Consider the following 15,392-nt stretch of genomic DNA (forward strand, 5'->3'; position numbering starts at 1 on the left):
CATTGTTAATTCAATGATTGTTTATTATTAACATTTTAACAGGGATAAATGTTACTGTATAACAAATTTTTATGTCGGAGAGTCCCATGACAGTATTAACGTTGTTAAGTGAGCAGCAACTGCTGGCGATGCCTGAATCTGATTATATGAATGATGAGCAGCGGGCATTTTTTCGTCAGCGCTTGTTTGAAGAACAACAAAAACTCTGGCAGCACGTCGAGCTACTGAAACGTGACATCAATAGCGGCGATATAAGCGGTGATGAAGCCGACAAGGCTGCACGGGAGGAAGATCTGCGATTGCTGTTCCGCCAATTGGACCGAGAAAGTCGCTTGTTGCCGAAGGTAACGGCCGCATTGGCCCGTCTTGAAAATGGTGACTACGGCTACTGCCTTGAAACTGGTGAGCCAATAGGACTGGCGCGTCTGTTATTACGCCCCACTGCTGAGTTGAGTATTGAGGCCAAAACGGCGCAAGAAATGCGGGAACCCCATTTGCGAAAAAGCAAGTCGACGTCATTTTAAGCAAACGCGTGCTAACATCTTGGCATATGTGCAGGTTTTATCGTTTTACCGTTGACCTGATGGGCCGCTTCAGCTTTGATGAATGAATCACTCACTGAGATGGAAGCGCCATGGAGCAATTAAGAGGTTTGTACCCACCCCTTGCAGCATATGACAGTGGATGGCTGGATACAGGGGATGGTCATCGGATCTACTGGGAATTGAGTGGTAACCCGAGCGGTAAACCTGCGGTGTTTATTCATGGTGGACCTGGCGGTGGTATCGCACCTTATCACCGCCAACTTTTTGACCCCAAACGCTATAAAGTGCTGCTGTTTGATCAACGTGGCTGTGGTCGCTCTAAGCCTCATGCCAGCCTGGAAAACAATACTACGTGGCATTTGGTAGAAGACATCGAAAGATTGCGTAAGCTGGCTGGTGTTGATAAGTGGTTGGTCTTTGGTGGTTCATGGGGATCTACGCTGGCTTTGGCTTATGCGCAGACGCATCCCCAGTATGTTAGTGAGATGGTGCTGCGGGGTATTTTCACACTGCGCAAGCAGGAACTCAGTTGGTACTATCAGGATGGGGCATCACGTTTTTTCCCCGATAAATGGGAAAAAGTGATATCGATTCTTTCGGCGGAGGAGCGGCAGGACGTTATAGCAGCTTACCGTCGGCGCCTTACGTCACCTGATCTGAACGTGCAACTCGAAGCTGCTAAACTATGGAGTCTATGGGAAGGGGAAACGGTAACGCTTTTACCAAATGGTTCTTCTGCTTCCTTTGGTGAGGATGACTTCGCGTTAGCCTTCGCTCGAATTGAAAACCACTACTTTACTCATCTGGGTTTTTTGGAGAGTGACGATCAGTTGCTGAGAAATGTTCCGCGGATACGCCACATTCCCGCCGTGATTGTTCATGGCCGCTACGATATGGCTTGCCAGGTGCAGAATGCGTGGGATCTGGCCAAAGCCTGGCCGGAAGCTGAATTGTATATTGTTGAAGGGGCAGGGCACTCAACAGATGAACCTGGGATCCTGCATCACTTGATGCTGGCTACTGACCGCTTTGCGTGCAAATAATCCAAAGCCTGCCATAACGGCAGGTTTATTATTTCACTTTAGGTTCATAGGGGAGACGGGAGAACTTGTGCGATTCGGCACGATAGTGGGCGACACGCTCACGGAAGTAGTCTCGCAAGTGCGCAGGTTGCTCACGCTCGACCATTTCAGGGATCACCGGCATATTGTAGCGCTCCTTGAACGCTACACCCGATGCAGCCAGATCAACGTTCACCTTATCCATCTCATCTTTGCCGAGTTCTGCCAGATTGTAGCCCATTGCATTTTCCTTCTTTCACAATTACCAAATAAGCGGGAAAGGTAATCTACCTCATCAGGTTTGGCAAGTTTAGAAAAGTGATATAGCTCCATCTTGCCAGTGGCAAAGGGAGTTCAGTCATGGAATATAATGTAATTCGACTTGTGATTACTATATAATATATTTATTATTTCAAAATATGCTCTCATTTATATAGCCATCAAATTTCAATTCATGGATGAGTTGAGTGTTACTCACCAGGCTCAGTTACCGATCCTTCTATACTTTTCACGTAGCGTGTAGCCCGCACGCGGAATATCAATAACCAATTGAAAAGCAATAATTAATTTTTTTGGTTTTTTATGGTGGGATATATAAATAATTTTCTGATTCACATAATTAAACAAATTTAAATTAACAGCATTCACTCAGGGGTTTTTATTTTGCTTAATCAATGTATAATGAAAAAGCTAAGTTCTGGCCTGAAAAAAGGAATTATTATGTTGAATCAAGAAATGATAAATAAGTTGAATGAGCAACTTAATCTGGAGCTATATTCTGCAAATATGTATTTGCAAATGAGCGCCTGGTGCAGAGATCAAGCTTTCGAAGGGGCAGCCAAGTTCCTTAAGGATCATTCTCAAGAAGAGATGCAACATATGCAGCGTCTTTTTGACTATCTCAGTGATACTGGCGCATTACCGCAGCTTGGCACCATTGATGCGCCGCCGGTAGCGTTTGCGTCTCTTGCGGAGGTTTTCCAGAAAACCTATGAACATGAACAAATGATCACCTGCAAGATTAATGAGTTAGCACATGTTGCAATAACATCTCATGACTATTCTACCTTTAATTTCCTACAATGGTACGTTGCCGAACAGCACGAAGAAGAGAAACTGTTCAAATCGGTGCTCGACAAGATGGCGTTGGTAGGCAACAGCGGCGAAGCGCTGTTCTTCATTGATAAAGACCTGAATAAAATGGGTTCTGTTGCTGAAAGCAGCAATAGCTAGCTTTGACGAAAGATCTGCATAAACCGCGTAGCCGCAAGGTGCGCGGTTTATGCAGACGTATTACGGCATTTTTTCTGGCGTGGGCTGCAATGTGCACAAGGTGGTTTCTGGTTACGGAGGTGGATGTACTGCTCGACTTGTCAATTTACTGCCGTTATGATCCGCTACGTTACTGGTAGCTTAGCAAGTTAAAACAGTGGGTTAGCAAACTCCTATCTCAGTTACCGTGATGTAGTCATTGTTGCGGGGAAGGCTACGGAAACATCGCTCCGATTAATGGTCCTGTCCCTTGTTTCTTCAGATTAATAAAAAAGGACACATTTGTGATCGCTAAAATTCATTCATCATATCGCCTGCTTTCGACTATTTTTGTGCTGTTTGTTGGGTTGTCCTCTCAACAGGTTCTGGCCCATGCTCATCTGAAAATACAAACCCCAGCGGCAGATACTACGGTCAGTATTGCGCCTAAAGTGCTGACGCTGAATTTCTCTGAAGGCATTGAAGCCAACTTTAGCGGTGTGAAAGTAACGGGCCCAAATAGTGAAGTGATTAGAACTGGCAAACTGACTTTGGACCCAAAAAACAATACGCAGATCAACATTCCGATTGAAACCGAGCTGACTGCGGGGAAGTACAATGTCAGTTGGCATGTGGTTTCGGTTGATGGGCATAAAACCAAAGGTCAATACAGTTTTACCGTAAACTGACCGATGACGCTGGCTAGCTTGTTTGTTTTGTGTCGCTTTGTGCATTTTGCGGCTGTGATGCTAGTGTTTGGCGTTAGCGTATTCTCTGCCCTATTGTCACCTCAGCGCCTTTTCCCTTTACTGACTAGAGACTCCTCTCGGATGTTGTTATTGTCCGTTTGGTTCTCCGCGTTATCAGCCTTGCTGATGTTGGCCATTCAGGCTGGTCAGATGGGGGATGGGTGGAATGATACCTGGCGGTGGAGTATCTGGTGGGCAGTATTGGGCACCACTTTTGGGGAAGCCTGGCGCTGGCACCTTGGTTTTTGTTTTCTAACACTGTTTGCCCTTTTTATTCCTGCTGCAAAGCGAATAAATTTGCTTGCACTATGCTCAGCACTGCTGTTGATCAATATGGCATTTATTGGTCATGCTGCGATACACGAAGGCATTATGGGCATTTTGCACCGTTTCAACCATTCGCTGCATTTGCTGTCGGCAGGTTACTGGTTTGGCAGCTTGCTGCCATTGCTGGTTTGTTTGCGTTATCTTACGCAACCTCAATGGCGGGATGATGCGGTCACAACATTGATCCGTTTCTCGTGGTGGGGGCATGTTGCTGTCGCGTTAGTAATTATAACCGGGATCACCAATAACCTGATTATTTTAGGGCACTGGCCATTGGATATTGATTCTGTTTATCAACGGCTACTACTTATCAAAATTTCTCTGGTTGCATTGATGGCTCTGGTAGCGGTTATAAATCGTTACTTCATCGTCCCGGCTATGCGTGCAAAACCAAAATTTGCCCAGTGCGGGTTAGTTGCCGCTTGTTGGATTGAGTTGGTGTTAGGGGGAGCGGTTCTTTTGCTGGTCAGTTTATTTGCGACTTTTGCGCCTGTTTGACATTGCACCTTGCTGGTTTCCCTTGAGTGCGGGAAAATCGATATAAATCCAAACTGTAAGGCCAAAACATGAGATCGGTAATTCTTGGTATTGCGCTGATGGTAACGGCAACTGGCGCATTGGCGGCAGATAGGCTGGTTAACGTCACCAAGCTTGAGTATGGCAAGCAGTGGGCTTTCACTAGAGAGGAAGTCACACTGCAATGCCGTAAGGGAGAGGCATTGTTTGTGCTTAACAACAGCACACTAATGCAATATCCGCTCAATAAAGTAGCGGAGGAGCAGGTTAAAGCTGGCCAACAGCGTGCTCAACCCCTGAAGGTGATTCTGCTTGATGATGCGAATAACCCTGGCCAAAAAATGAGTGTGCAACCCTTTGTTGAAAGGGCTACAAAGCTATGTTCAGACTAAGCGATTGTTTGTTAATAAGTTGGGTTATTGTTAATGGTTTGTGAGGTGTGATAGGCAATTAATTTTTTTGCGAAACTATCAGTCGCCGTGCCCGTTGGCTGGCAAAACTAGCATATTACGCTACTCTTAAAGTGCATGGCTGAGCAAGCCCTGCAAAAATGCCAACTTTTAGCGCACGGCTCTATCCCAAGAGCCATTTCCCTAGACCGAATATAGGATTCGTATTCGGTCTTTTTTTATGTTATTGATTTTAAAGGTAAAATTATCGCATGTCCGAAAATGTCCGAAATTTGTCCGAAAACTGATATTCGGTCTTTTATAGCATTACGTATTCTTTCCCCCTTGAGTCTAGATACTTGTTGGTCATTTTCTCCGATTTATGACCTAACAATTTCATAGCGAATTCCTTCCCTTTCTCCTTCTCATAGAGTCGTCCGGCAAGACTCCGGATCTCATGAAACGTTGGTGGACTTTCTTCAAACGTCATTCCTGAGGCTTTTCTCGCGGCAACAAATTTCTTTGTCAAACTGTCAGGATTGAGTGATCCATCTGGGCGATTTTTCCTGAATCCTGCGCTGATCATAAAATTCGTTGTGCTGGCAAGCCTGCATCGATCTATGACCGTTCCTAGTTTCAAGTTTACAGCTTTTAGCTCCAGGTTAAGGGGAAGGGATAACATGGCTCCGGTTTTCCCCTGGCTTATCCGTAAACGTCCATCTACGACATGATCAAAACGGATAAGCGCAACGTCTTCTCGCCGTTGACCTGTTACTAAAGCTAAATCCATCGCCAAGCCAAACCAAGCCGGAAAAGCGGCAGCAGCTTCACGAATGGCTATGTATTGCTCCAGTTCCAAGCGTTCCCGTTTAACGACGGGTTTTGCGGATCGCGTGGGCGTAACGGGATTATGTTCTAAATGCCCCTCAACGATCGCTTCACGAAATACATCGGACAGCACCGATCGCATTGTTGCTGCCATGGTTTTCTTGTCTTGGGCAACCCAGAACTCAAGAAAGTCGGCAACATGGCGGGTGGTGACTTTAGAAAGTATCATTTTCCCCATTTTCTCCTTGATGATAGCGATTTGCCCCTTACGAACCTTGTAGGTGTTCTCCGCCAAATTACGACGTTTGAAAATGGTGTCGTAGCGTTCAAGCCAGGTTTCCATCGTGTATTCGTGGCTTCCTTTTAACTTCTCCAACAACAGCACCGGTGAGTAGTTTTGTTCGATATAGTGATTTGCTTCTATCGCTTGGGAAATCGCATCCCTGCGAGCTATTTTCCCAAGTGGAATTTCTTTCCCGGTAGTAGGGTTACGCCAAAAGTATGAATTCCGTTCTTTCCTGTACGTCAGGTTTTTGGGTAAGTTTGGATCATACTTTGTGGGCCGCCGTGTCATTGATTACCTTCTTCAGGAAAGCGCTCCGTGCGGGTTCATCGCTCTGCGCATCTTTGATTTTCTTGCCGAGAGCTAGATCGTTAGGATTGATATAGATCGCATCGGGTTTAACTCGGTATCGCCTACCGTGTTTCTCAGGGGCAGGGTAGATGTTGCCGTTCCTGGCCCACCGCTGGAGCGTCTGAATCGAAGGTCGTGTTTCTACCGAATACGTTTCATTGCACCATTCTTCTAATGTCAGAAATTTAGCCATTTGGTTATGCTCCTTTGCACAACCGGCCACGATCTTAACCGTGGCCTAAGTTGCGTTTTGATATTCAAAAATCAGTTTTCAGGTCTGTAAATGTCGCCACAAAACAATACGGCTGTGGGGCGGCGGCGCTGGAGTGCGTCAATCATCTTTTCGCATTCAGCTTTCGTAGGGTAAATCCGATCTGAAACCGGAAGCGCATCGCAGTAATTGTGACCGCAAGCGCTGACCAGTAGGATGAAGCCGATCAGCATATTCACTCCTTAAACTCTTGGCGCATGTCATCCAGGGCAATCTGGAATCGCTCAAGGTCATCGGCGCTTAAATCACGCTCAGAGCGACGAACCAGGGCTTCGATTGCAGTAAAATCCTCATAGGAACGGCAATCATCTAACTGAGTGCTGATAGTGGAAGCCGCAAGGATCTGCCGGTGACGTTTCACCACCTTGTTTTTAAGTTCGGTGTAATCGGTAATTCCCAGCTTCTGTTTTAAATCTTCAACTTGCGCCCGGATCGCCGTGGTCTTCTCGGTATCTTTGGCCTGTTCGATGGCTGCCCGGATTTCAGCCGCAATTCCACCACTATCTACAGGAGGCGTGCTGCTTTGCTGTGGAGTAGCTGGTGGCGTATCTGCCAACTGACTGACACTGACCCGTGTAGCGGTTGTTTCGGGATTGATTTCCTTTTCATTACGTTGCTCGAGTTCATCTATCGTATATACGCCGAGGATAACTTCCGGGCAGTACAGCCGTGCCCAACGTTTAACGGCCAGATAGGCCAATTGCTGGCGCGGATCATCTGCCCACAGGGTGGAATTGCGGGTTCTGGCCTGTGCAAGCAGCAGGGTTAACTCGCGGGGTACGGACTCCCCTCTTAACGTTGCCCAAACTTTTACGCCAATTCCTTCCTCATCAGCCAACCGCCAACCTGGGACGCGATATTCTTTGCCTTTGTCGTTCTTCTTAATGTCGAATTTGCCGATCACTCTTTCCCACGGCCCAAACCAGTCATAGTTGATGCGGTCGACTAACGGGCCACGAGTAGAAATCACTGCATTGACGAGCTGGGCCTCGTAGCCGAGAACGCCATTGACCGTGTAGGTTTTTTGCGCCACTGCGAAAGGGTTCATCTGCCACTGGGCGGCCTGCATTGCAATGGCCATACAATCAGCCGGATTACCTTGTAGGTGCAGTGGGACTGTCGAGATACCGCTTGCCATCATCTGACCAAAGTTACTTATCGCCGTGAGGTATTGCGGGTTGAACAGGGCGATGTTTGAGTCGGTGACAGAGTTTACTTTTTCTTCTGCTAACGTAATGTTGCTCATGATCCTGTTTCCCCTTATGCCACGCGCAACGCTTCGAGGCGGCGCTGATCAAAATCATTCAGGTCGTCCACGATTTCTTCAGTAATCGGTGCTGGCCATATATCGGTGTCGTAAGCCTGCTTGATGTCGCGCAGCGCTTTTTTGTATTCCAGGCGACCGAGTTCCAGCAGATCTGGCGAGGCTTCAACGATGGCGACCCAGTTGTAGCCCTCATCCTTGTTAACGAAAATCCAGAAGAACTGATCAAACGCTGCAACGTCGGAGTACATGGCAGCACTGAGGTGGTAATCGCGGTCGATGATCTCTCTGTGTAGTCTGGCTCTCACAGCACTCTGTTTAACGTTCCACATGCTGATAGTTTTGAGATCAAACCCAATGCGTACACCATCAATATCGATTTCAAGATCAGGACGCACACGGATCTCCATACCAGTGTCTTCGTCATAGCCGAAATAGCTGGCCTCAACGGTGCGCTGTGGGTGTTGTAGCATTGGTCCAGATGATGGATGGTTGAATAATGCATGTTGAATGGCTTTGGCCTCTTGCATTTGCTGCTGAGTAACCAGTACACGGTTGTCTTCAGTGCTGCGCCACTGCTCGATCAATTCGTCGGCAAAAACAGCATCAGGCAAAACAGTCTTAATACGAGAAGCCATATCTTCTTTTGATCCGCTGACTGGTAGTGGTGACGGAATAGCCAGTTCAAGTTTTACGAACTCAGGATCGATGATTGCCAATTGCTCGAGCAAGGCTTCACGGCTGCCGCTTGTTTTAAGCTGTGTCGGCAGCGTGGCGTTATATTCCTTGATGCAGGCCTTCATCGCTGTCGCGGTTGCTTTTTGGCCCTCCCCAATCCGCTGAAACTCAACGGGCAATAAGGTATAAAACTGCCCGATTTCATCAGCGTTGCCACCCAGTGAGTAAGGTGTTGGCAGCGTGGCGTTATGCGCTTCAAGGATCGAGCGCAGTCTGTCTGAGTCCGTCATTTTCGGCAGACTTGCGTTGTGCTTGTCGATAAATTCACGCATTGATGCGGTTGTGGTAAATGCCCCTTTAGGGATAATTGGCTCGATGCTGAATTCTTGTTCCAGCTTTTCTGGCTCCAGCGCCATGGTGTGAACTAAGTTGCCAAGATCGAGAACTTTGGAGTGCACTTTCTTGATGGTTTTTGCAACGTGGCGAGCATTAAAATACATCAATGAAACTCTGGCATCTTTCAGCATGGTGCTGCTGATGCCATTCGCTGCGTGGTAAACATCGTTCTGAATGTTGGTATAACGCCCAGGCTCGAAATAGGGTGGTTCGTCCGTGATTTCTGGTTCACCTGGCTGTGTGTCTGCCGCCATCGTCGGCTCGTCGTTCTGGACAGGTTCCGTTGCTGGAGTTTCAAGGAATTCACGAACATCGTTAGCTGCGGCAGCGCTGTTAACGACCACGCCAGCAAGCGGAGATTCAGCGAAAAGGGTGGATACATCATAGAGGCCTTTGCCGACTTTCTTGAGGCCCGGTCCCTCATCAGGTGCTGTGCTGTTCTCCTGCAGTTTTTCACTCAGGTAATACTCAACGCGCTCATTGATGAATTTGCAGCGCTCTTCTTTGTCGTCTGCCCAATCTTCCAACACGTCACATGCGAGGTGATGAACTTCATCAGCTGCCAGTTGTTTGAACGGATCACAAGGCTCGATTTCTTTGGCTAACAATCTGGCGAGGTAGGCGTGATTAAGATCGCCTGTTTTTACGATAAGCTCTTCAACATCAACCGCGCTCATCACTGAGGTTTTTCCGTCAAGAGCGGTCATGATTTCACGCCTAAGCCACGCGTAGCGGGTTGCTGGTTCGAGATCTTCTGCAGCGCCTACTTCTTCTTTTTCGCTCTCAAATGAGGCGTTTTGATTTATCGGTTCGCCAGCCAACGACGCACTGCCAGCGCCTGTTGCCGTATCTGCCAACGCTTCATTCGAAGATTGCTCATCAGCCAGTAAGATTGCCTCGCTTTGTTGCAGCGATTCGGTTTGAACATGGGGAGGCTCCTTTCCTGTTTTCCCATCGATCTCAATCAGGTTTTTATTGATATAAGTGCGTAATGCCCCAGGGGTTAGATGAATATTTTCTGGTGCGTTGCGGATCAGTACGCCTACGGCTTCGCGGGAGAAATTCAGAACGCCGGGAGTTTCTTTCAGTGGCTCATACCACGCGATGGGCGCTTTTTCTTTCCGCGCTTTCATCTCTTTAATGGCATTCACGATAGCGCTTGGCGGATTTGCAATATCAAAGTCTGATGGGTAGTGAGCGAGGTAAATAACCGATTCTAATTCACCAAATGATGCCATCGGCGTCCCGTTAACGGGTTTCTTGCCTGTCCCGGCAATAGCGCCAGACGACGTGCGCGGTAATTCTTCTTTCTTTTGGCTAACAGCTGCACTGCTGCCTGTCTGCCACTTGGAAATGACAGATTGGCGATCGTCTAATTTTGTATGGAGGTATTCGGTAGCGAACTGACTGAGTTTGCCCAGTTCCGGTGCTTTGCCGAATGGTGGCCAAATAGCCTTCATGCCTGCAATCACTGATATGGGTACTTCTGGATAAAGGGGATCAAACTCCCTGAGGCTCGAGAGTGCCATGATGACGTTCTGGGGATACCGCTGGGCGTCATCCATAAGAAGCTTGGTGGCTGCATTTAGTTGTTCATCATTCAGCTTCAGGCAATCACTGCCATAGAGCCATGCAGCGGCAATCATGGTGTGTTTATTGATGTCAGTTGCTAAGTATTTAGCCTCGTCCTTAGCTGGTGGTTCTGGAGTTTTCGAAGGCTTATCTGCGTCGGTTTTGAGCATGTAAGGGTAGAGTTTGGGGAATGCTAATGAGGGGTCGAGCGTGTCACGCGGTAAACAGGTTTTACCGCTATCCCCATCCAAGGCCCAAGATAACCAGAATGTTTCACTGAATTCGCCATCGGGTGGTAGGCCGTCGACAACGTGGAAGTTGATGCGAACAGCAGCAAAATAGTCGTTTTTTACATACTTTGCCTTCATGAATAGGTAGCTGAGGGTTGTTTCAGCATCGTCGCCATCTTCCACGATAAAATGAACATAGAGATGTGGCTTTCCTGACTTTTGCTTTGCCCGTAAGAGGTATGCGGCAGTATTTTGCATTGTGTAGGTCTCCTGAATTTAGGTACAATGCCAACCAATCAGTGGCTTGCTTAGGTTGGTCATTGGTTATGCTCCGGTTGCTGGGGGTGGTTCCCCGGTAACCCGTCGCCGGGACGTTAAACCGGTACTGGCCCGCCTTGTGCGGGCCTTTTACTTCTAATTGCAGTAACTGAGGCGACAATGCGGGCAGTCGAGAACATGCGTAGTGCTGGCTTCCTCAACTGAAATACCCGTTTGATGCCCAGGTGAAACTTTTTGCCGATAAATATTATTTGTGCAGCGATTACAAATGCCGTCATGAGGTGCAAATAAAGGCAGGCGATTCTCAGCGCAATAATTCTTTTGCGCTTCGATTGCGGCCGATGGTGAAAATAACTGTGATTCCATATCATCCTCAGCTAACTATTGTGTTATGCCCATTACGCCGGGCCAGCGGGGTAAAACACTGTGTTATTAAGCTGCGCCCTGAGTCTTGACGCCCGCCACTGTTGATGGAGGAAACGCAAGGCGCAGCTTGATAACGTTAAAGGCCCCGCCAGTGCTGACGGGGCTGTGTTTTAGTGCACGCGGGCCACTTTAATTTCAACCCTATTAATAACCCGTTGCCTCCCAATCAAATCAATTTCTACATCAGCGGGAATACGTTCGTAGTGGCGAGCTATGGATTCAAAGGCACAAGAAGGGCAATGCTGCGGACCTAATGATTTTCCACGGTGTGAAATAGTGAATAAATTTTCATCCTCTTTCTTTTGAATAACAACAAATCCAGCGACTTCGCCATTAATAGACATTGCAGCAATATTCTTGTGCAGTTCTTTTAATTCAAAGAAAATAACTTTTTTCATTGGTCATGCTCCATGATTTGGGTAATAGAATTCCATAGCTAAAATTAATAGCCATTGGATGTTTATTAAGGTGCCGGTTACGTTTCTGGCGTCGCATTACTCACTTCTACGAGTGGGTATCAGCGACCGTTCCCTGGTGCTGCATTTTATTACCGGACTTTCCCGGCGGTCCGTAAGTGCATCGGCTTTAAAGGAGTAAATGGCCAATCACCTACTGCCAGTGTTATATGCCACCGCTGGCTGGGCATAGGTCAGTGGGTTCCTGCCAGTTCAAATTCCGGTGGAATAGACGGTGATTCAAATGGGGCTTTGATTGCCCGTAGATTGCCTATTGGTTCAAACCGATAAACGCTGCGAACGTAATCAAACGATACAACCCACGGTGTTCCGGTGCGTTTGTGACGAAAGGTCATGGCCTTACCGCAAAATGGAACGATGCTGGTCATTTGGTTTTCCCCTCAAGCAAAGAAACACGCCGAGAAACGTCGTAATCGGAATAGGGTGTATCACCCAGATCCTGCGGACCATCCAGACCTGCAAATTCATCAACACGGATAATGCTGTGAGCAGGACGGCCTGGCTGACGCGGAACGCGGCGGATAAACACGCCGTGATTCGTCACGCTGCCACCATTGGCCGGTTTAATCAGTACACGCATACCGGATTTCAATGAGGTTGGTTTCATCACGCAATCCTTCGGTTGGTTATTGGTTATGCTCGCCGTCTTTCCGGCTGTCAGAACGTCTACACCTGCTGCTGATTTCACTTCTACAATGCCGTCATGTTCATACGCCTCGGGCTGGCTACTTAGCTTCGGCAGAACACGGAGTAACTCGGGGTATTGCTTCGTGGGGTTTCTGCCTTGGCGGCTGCTTGATGGCTTTAATGTATAAATTAAAATTACATTAGTCAATTTAATTTACATCAATATGTGTAATTTAAATCAACACAAAGAAGTGTCGCGTAACCTCAGGATGTAAAAAAGCCGCCTCGGAGTGGGCGGCTGATGGCGGATGCTTCAGGAAGTATGTGACTATTATGAGCCGACTCTAATCGATGTCTTTTACTCTTCTGCTCATATATTGCTTAACGAATTCATCTAACTCCTTCAACCGCTCTCCAAAAACAGAAATCATATTGTCCTGCTCTGGTGTAGGTAACTGTTCGAAGATTGTCAGCATTTGTTTTTGTCGTTCGCTAAGGTCAGGATTCGTAAGATGCCCGGCAGCAATGGCGCGCTCTTCTTGGTCGGTCATAAAAAACCAGTAAAGTGGTCTGTCAAATACCTCTGGTAAACGCTCAAGCACCTCTTTCCTCGGGATAATCCCGCTGATACACCACCCATTAACAGATTGCGAAGTTGTGCCCACGCGTCTGCCCAGTTCTGCTTGTGACATACCTGATTCTTGCAACGCTCGTTGCAAACGTTCACCAAAGTTCATTTTGACCCCTCAAGCCTTACTGCACTTGATTATACAGAATTTTTCTACAGCTCGTATTAGTAGAAAATATTTGACACTGTAAATAAAATTTGTTGTTATCACCAAGTTTCAACAAAGGAGATGTCATGAAATTAAAAGTACGAAAAAAGATCTCGGCAGTATGCAGTCAAGCTGAACTTGGGCGCAGAATTGGGAAGCGTTCGCAAACCATTAATGGATGGTTTAAAGGCAAAGTACCTGCGGAACTAGTGCTAGAAACATCTCGATTACTGAATTTTGCTGTTACTCCACATGAGTTACGCCCCGATCTTTATCCAAACCCAACAGATGCCCTTCCAAAAAAAGAGCAAGTTAGCACCGATGATGATTAAGGACTGATTTATGAAAATCACTCACGAGGATGTGTGTATTGAACTGCGAGGCTGGGCCGCAGAAACCAATCAGGAAATCGTCGCTGCAGAAATAGCGCAGGTTTACCAACTGCAAGGTGGTGGACCGCTTCTCGGGCGGCCAGATACCAGCAACGCGGTACACAACAACAAGCAGCGTATTTTCCGCTGGGTTGACGCAGACACCAAAGCTGCACGGGAAAAAATACAGCGGCTGTTGCCAGCGATATTGATCGCGATGCCGGCAGAACGGCGTGCACGGCTGACAGATCCGAAATCCGTTAATTATCTCACTTCGAAAGCGCTGCAGGACGTTACGACAGCAGTGACCGCGCTGTTACTGGGCTGCTCAGAAGTGACTCAAAAACTCACCAGGGCCGTAGATAGCATTCAAGCACTATTGCCCATTGCGCAATCACTCGTCGCATAAAACCGGAGCATACCCAATGGCTAAATTTTCCAGGGAACAAATCGAATCGCAGATTTGCACGTATTTAGAACGCGAAGGATACAGCGAAGCAGTGGCTAAATCTGCCGCACTGAAAGGGGCACAACACTATGTTGATTCACCGAATGCAACGCTTACATCGAGTATTACATGGGCAAAAACGCATGCAAAAACGATGAAGCGGGTTAAGGACAAACCGGACCGTCCTCACGTTCCTGGCAGGCGAACACACAGACGAGTTTGAACATTTAGTGTGAACGAATTTGAAAGAAACGGTGCTCTGTATCTCGCAGTAGAGCACTCATTGTCAGGAAAAAGTTATGCCAAAAGATATGCCAAAGGCTTTGGCTAAGAGCAAGGCAAGTAATGAACCTTACCGTAAGGTAAAAATCACGATGTGGGATGACCAAAAATTTAGAGCGCTATCCCCGCTACAACCCAGTGGTCAGGCTTTGTTTATTTACCTGCTTACAAGCCCGTTCACCAACATTATTCCTGGGCTTTTTAAAGCTGGCCGAGCGGCAATGGCCGAGGAATTAGGATGGGAATTGGATGCCTTCGACCTTGCCTTAGGCGAAGCCATATCCTTAGGCATGGTCCAAGTCGACACTCAAGCCAGAGTTTTTTGGATCCCAAATGCAATAAAACATAACCCGCCAACGTCGGTGAATGTCATTAAATCATGGGTACGAGCATTCGAATTATTGCCTGATTGCGACCTCAAATATCAGGCGTTCGAAGCCTTGAAAGCCGCAACACATAACGCTTCCAAGGCTTTAGGCTTGGCATTCGATAAGGCTTTCGCTTTGGCTACGCCTTTGCCAAAGGATAAGCCTAAGGTTTTGGCAAGACCTTTCCAGATAGCAGTAAACAGTAAACAGATCTTAAAAGATCAAACCCCACATATCGCGGGCGCGTGCGAAAACGGGCCATCACCAGGTGAATCCTCCCCCCAAGAACTCAATGACGATTTTTGGACGGATGATCCCACCGTTAAATTCATGATGGCTACCACCTGGCAGCCATCACCGGATTTCAAACGACGTGCTGCCGTATGGGGAAATATTCTTGATGGCCCAGATCCTGGATACACCCCGCAGGAGTTGGCGAGTTTTACGACGTACTGGGAAGCCGAGGGCAAGGCGTTTCACCAAGTGCAGTGGGAGCAAAAATTTTCCCGGCATCTGGCAAGCCAGCACAACGGATCTCCGCCAGGAGCCAGACCCAAGCGCCAACGGCAGGGGGCTTTTGAGCCTTCGGGCAACTACGGCGATAAACCGCCGGAATTTAACTAACCAT

19 protein-coding genes are annotated in these 15,392 nt (G+C 47.5%); 9 read left to right on the plus strand and 10 right to left on the minus strand.

Going from position 1 to position 15,392, the window contains the following annotated elements; all coding sequences use genetic code 11:
- The first annotated feature begins 86 nt into the window (after positions 1-86).
- Positions 87-524 carry a TraR/DksA C4-type zinc finger protein gene (locus SAQUA_RS09990; protein WP_380673101.1) on the plus strand — a complete coding sequence of 146 codons (438 nt, stop codon included), beginning with the start codon at positions 87-89 and terminating at the stop codon, positions 522-524.
- Between the two features lie 110 nt (positions 525-634).
- The gene (gene pip, locus SAQUA_RS09995) at positions 635-1,588 is read left to right on the plus strand and encodes a prolyl aminopeptidase (RefSeq protein ID WP_380673103.1); all 954 of its coding nucleotides are present in this window, start codon (positions 635-637) and stop codon (positions 1,586-1,588) included.
- Between the two features lie 28 nt (positions 1,589-1,616).
- On the opposite strand, the gene SAQUA_RS10000 is transcribed toward pip, so the two are convergent.
- Positions 1,617-1,847, minus strand: a complete 231-nt coding sequence (locus SAQUA_RS10000; protein WP_380673105.1) for a DNA polymerase III subunit theta — start codon at positions 1,845-1,847, stop codon at positions 1,617-1,619.
- Between the two features lie 479 nt (positions 1,848-2,326).
- Here SAQUA_RS10000 and ftnA point away from each other — a divergent pair, with 479 nt between their 5' ends.
- From ftnA to SAQUA_RS10020, 4 genes are all read left to right on the plus strand, one after another.
- Positions 2,327-2,839 (plus strand): non-heme ferritin, encoded by a 513-nt coding sequence (gene ftnA / locus SAQUA_RS10005; protein ID WP_380673107.1) that lies wholly within the window; start codon positions 2,327-2,329, stop codon positions 2,837-2,839.
- 323 nt (positions 2,840-3,162) lie between these two features.
- A complete protein-coding gene (gene yobA, locus SAQUA_RS10010; protein ID WP_380673109.1) occupies positions 3,163-3,546 on the plus strand; it encodes a CopC domain-containing protein YobA in 384 nt (127 codons plus the stop codon).
- 3 nt (positions 3,547-3,549) lie between these two features.
- Positions 3,550-4,431 (plus strand): copper homeostasis membrane protein CopD, encoded by an 882-nt coding sequence (gene copD / locus SAQUA_RS10015; protein ID WP_380673111.1) that lies wholly within the window; start codon positions 3,550-3,552, stop codon positions 4,429-4,431.
- 68 nt (positions 4,432-4,499) lie between these two features.
- The gene (locus SAQUA_RS10020; protein WP_380673113.1) at positions 4,500-4,841 is read left to right on the plus strand and encodes a YebY family protein; all 342 of its coding nucleotides are present in this window, start codon (positions 4,500-4,502) and stop codon (positions 4,839-4,841) included.
- A gap of 316 nt (positions 4,842-5,157) precedes the next feature.
- Here the strand turns inward: SAQUA_RS10020 and SAQUA_RS10025 are convergent, their stop codons facing one another.
- From SAQUA_RS10025 to SAQUA_RS10065, 9 genes are all read right to left on the minus strand, one after another.
- Positions 5,158-6,240 (minus strand): tyrosine-type recombinase/integrase, encoded by a 1,083-nt coding sequence (locus SAQUA_RS10025; protein ID WP_380673115.1) that lies wholly within the window; start codon positions 6,238-6,240, stop codon positions 5,158-5,160.
- Complete coding sequence (locus SAQUA_RS10030) at positions 6,215-6,493, minus strand: excisionase (protein WP_380673117.1); 279 nt, start codon at positions 6,491-6,493, stop codon at positions 6,215-6,217. Before SAQUA_RS10030 ends, SAQUA_RS10025 begins: the two co-directional genes overlap by 26 nt.
- A gap of 71 nt (positions 6,494-6,564) precedes the next feature.
- Positions 6,565-6,744, minus strand: coding sequence for a hypothetical protein (locus SAQUA_RS10035; RefSeq protein ID WP_380673119.1), 180 nt, complete (start codon positions 6,742-6,744; stop codon positions 6,565-6,567).
- Positions 6,745-6,746: 2 nt separating this feature from the next.
- Positions 6,747-7,817 carry a recombinase RecT gene (locus SAQUA_RS10040; RefSeq protein ID WP_380673121.1) on the minus strand — a complete coding sequence of 357 codons (1,071 nt, stop codon included), beginning with the start codon at positions 7,815-7,817 and terminating at the stop codon, positions 6,747-6,749.
- Positions 7,818-7,831: 14 nt separating this feature from the next.
- Positions 7,832-10,969 (minus strand): PD-(D/E)XK nuclease-like domain-containing protein, encoded by a 3,138-nt coding sequence (locus SAQUA_RS10045; protein ID WP_380673123.1) that lies wholly within the window; start codon positions 10,967-10,969, stop codon positions 7,832-7,834.
- A gap of 557 nt (positions 10,970-11,526) precedes the next feature.
- A complete protein-coding gene (locus SAQUA_RS10050; protein WP_380673125.1) occupies positions 11,527-11,814 on the minus strand; it encodes a hypothetical protein in 288 nt (95 codons plus the stop codon).
- A 251-nt stretch (positions 11,815-12,065) separates the two neighbouring features.
- On the minus strand, positions 12,066-12,260 hold the full coding sequence (locus SAQUA_RS10055) for a hypothetical protein (RefSeq protein ID WP_380673127.1): 195 nt from the start codon (positions 12,258-12,260) through the stop codon (positions 12,066-12,068).
- Positions 12,257-12,499, minus strand: coding sequence for a hypothetical protein (locus tag SAQUA_RS10060; RefSeq protein WP_380673129.1), 243 nt, complete (start codon positions 12,497-12,499; stop codon positions 12,257-12,259). Before SAQUA_RS10060 ends, SAQUA_RS10055 begins: the two co-directional genes overlap by 4 nt.
- Before the next feature lie 364 nt (positions 12,500-12,863).
- Positions 12,864-13,256 carry a helix-turn-helix domain-containing protein gene (locus tag SAQUA_RS10065; RefSeq protein WP_380673131.1) on the minus strand — a complete coding sequence of 131 codons (393 nt, stop codon included), beginning with the start codon at positions 13,254-13,256 and terminating at the stop codon, positions 12,864-12,866.
- A 125-nt stretch (positions 13,257-13,381) separates the two neighbouring features.
- Between SAQUA_RS10065 and SAQUA_RS10070 the strand changes: the two genes are divergently transcribed.
- The 3 genes from SAQUA_RS10070 to SAQUA_RS10080 all read left to right on the plus strand — a co-directional run bounded on the left by SAQUA_RS10070 (position 13,382) and on the right by SAQUA_RS10080 (position 15,388).
- Entirely contained in the window at positions 13,382-13,627 is a 246-nt protein-coding gene (locus tag SAQUA_RS10070; protein WP_380673133.1) for a transcriptional regulator, read from the plus strand.
- Between the two features lie 10 nt (positions 13,628-13,637).
- Positions 13,638-14,075: a toxin YdaT family protein gene (locus SAQUA_RS10075; protein WP_380673135.1), complete on the plus strand. Its 438-nt coding sequence runs from the start codon at positions 13,638-13,640 to the stop codon at positions 14,073-14,075.
- 338 nt (positions 14,076-14,413) lie between these two features.
- A complete protein-coding gene (locus tag SAQUA_RS10080) occupies positions 14,414-15,388 on the plus strand; it encodes a DnaT-like ssDNA-binding domain-containing protein (protein ID WP_380673138.1) in 975 nt (324 codons plus the stop codon).
- Positions 15,389-15,392 lie beyond the last annotated feature (4 nt).

The organism is Serratia aquatilis, from assembly GCF_044865145.1.
GTDB lineage: Bacteria > Pseudomonadota > Gammaproteobacteria > Enterobacterales > Enterobacteriaceae > Chania > Chania aquatilis.

What these genes read in the sequence shown, in the direction of transcription:
- SAQUA_RS10000 (WP_380673105.1), bottom strand. Translation starts at nt 1,847, where the DNA reads ATGGGCTACAATCTGGCAGAACTCGGCAAAGATGAGATGGATAAGGTG.
- SAQUA_RS10030 (WP_380673117.1), bottom strand. Translation starts at nt 6,493, where the DNA reads ATGGCTAAATTTCTGACATTAGAAGAATGGTGCAATGAAACGTATTCG.
- SAQUA_RS10070 (WP_380673133.1), top strand. Translation starts at nt 13,382, where the DNA reads ATGAAATTAAAAGTACGAAAAAAGATCTCGGCAGTATGCAGTCAAGCT.
- SAQUA_RS10055 (WP_380673127.1), bottom strand. Translation starts at nt 12,260, where the DNA reads ATGACCAGCATCGTTCCATTTTGCGGTAAGGCCATGACCTTTCGTCAC.
- SAQUA_RS10020 (WP_380673113.1), top strand. Translation starts at nt 4,500, where the DNA reads ATGAGATCGGTAATTCTTGGTATTGCGCTGATGGTAACGGCAACTGGC.
- SAQUA_RS10040 (WP_380673121.1), bottom strand. Translation starts at nt 7,817, where the DNA reads ATGAGCAACATTACGTTAGCAGAAGAAAAAGTAAACTCTGTCACCGAC.
- SAQUA_RS10075 (WP_380673135.1), top strand. Translation starts at nt 13,638, where the DNA reads ATGAAAATCACTCACGAGGATGTGTGTATTGAACTGCGAGGCTGGGCC.
- SAQUA_RS10065 (WP_380673131.1), bottom strand. Translation starts at nt 13,256, where the DNA reads ATGAACTTTGGTGAACGTTTGCAACGAGCGTTGCAAGAATCAGGTATG.
- pip (WP_380673103.1), top strand. Translation starts at nt 635, where the DNA reads ATGGAGCAATTAAGAGGTTTGTACCCACCCCTTGCAGCATATGACAGT.
- SAQUA_RS10080 (WP_380673138.1), top strand. Translation starts at nt 14,414, where the DNA reads ATGCCAAAAGATATGCCAAAGGCTTTGGCTAAGAGCAAGGCAAGTAAT.
- SAQUA_RS09990 (WP_380673101.1), top strand. Translation starts at nt 87, where the DNA reads ATGACAGTATTAACGTTGTTAAGTGAGCAGCAACTGCTGGCGATGCCT.
- SAQUA_RS10060 (WP_380673129.1), bottom strand. Translation starts at nt 12,499, where the DNA reads ATGAAACCAACCTCATTGAAATCCGGTATGCGTGTACTGATTAAACCG.
- ftnA (WP_380673107.1), top strand. Translation starts at nt 2,327, where the DNA reads ATGTTGAATCAAGAAATGATAAATAAGTTGAATGAGCAACTTAATCTG.
- SAQUA_RS10045 (WP_380673123.1), bottom strand. Translation starts at nt 10,969, where the DNA reads ATGCAAAATACTGCCGCATACCTCTTACGGGCAAAGCAAAAGTCAGGA.
- copD (WP_380673111.1), top strand. Translation starts at nt 3,550, where the DNA reads ATGACGCTGGCTAGCTTGTTTGTTTTGTGTCGCTTTGTGCATTTTGCG.
- SAQUA_RS10025 (WP_380673115.1), bottom strand. Translation starts at nt 6,240, where the DNA reads ATGACACGGCGGCCCACAAAGTATGATCCAAACTTACCCAAAAACCTG.
- SAQUA_RS10035 (WP_380673119.1), bottom strand. Translation starts at nt 6,744, where the DNA reads ATGCTGATCGGCTTCATCCTACTGGTCAGCGCTTGCGGTCACAATTAC.
- SAQUA_RS10050 (WP_380673125.1), bottom strand. Translation starts at nt 11,814, where the DNA reads ATGAAAAAAGTTATTTTCTTTGAATTAAAAGAACTGCACAAGAATATT.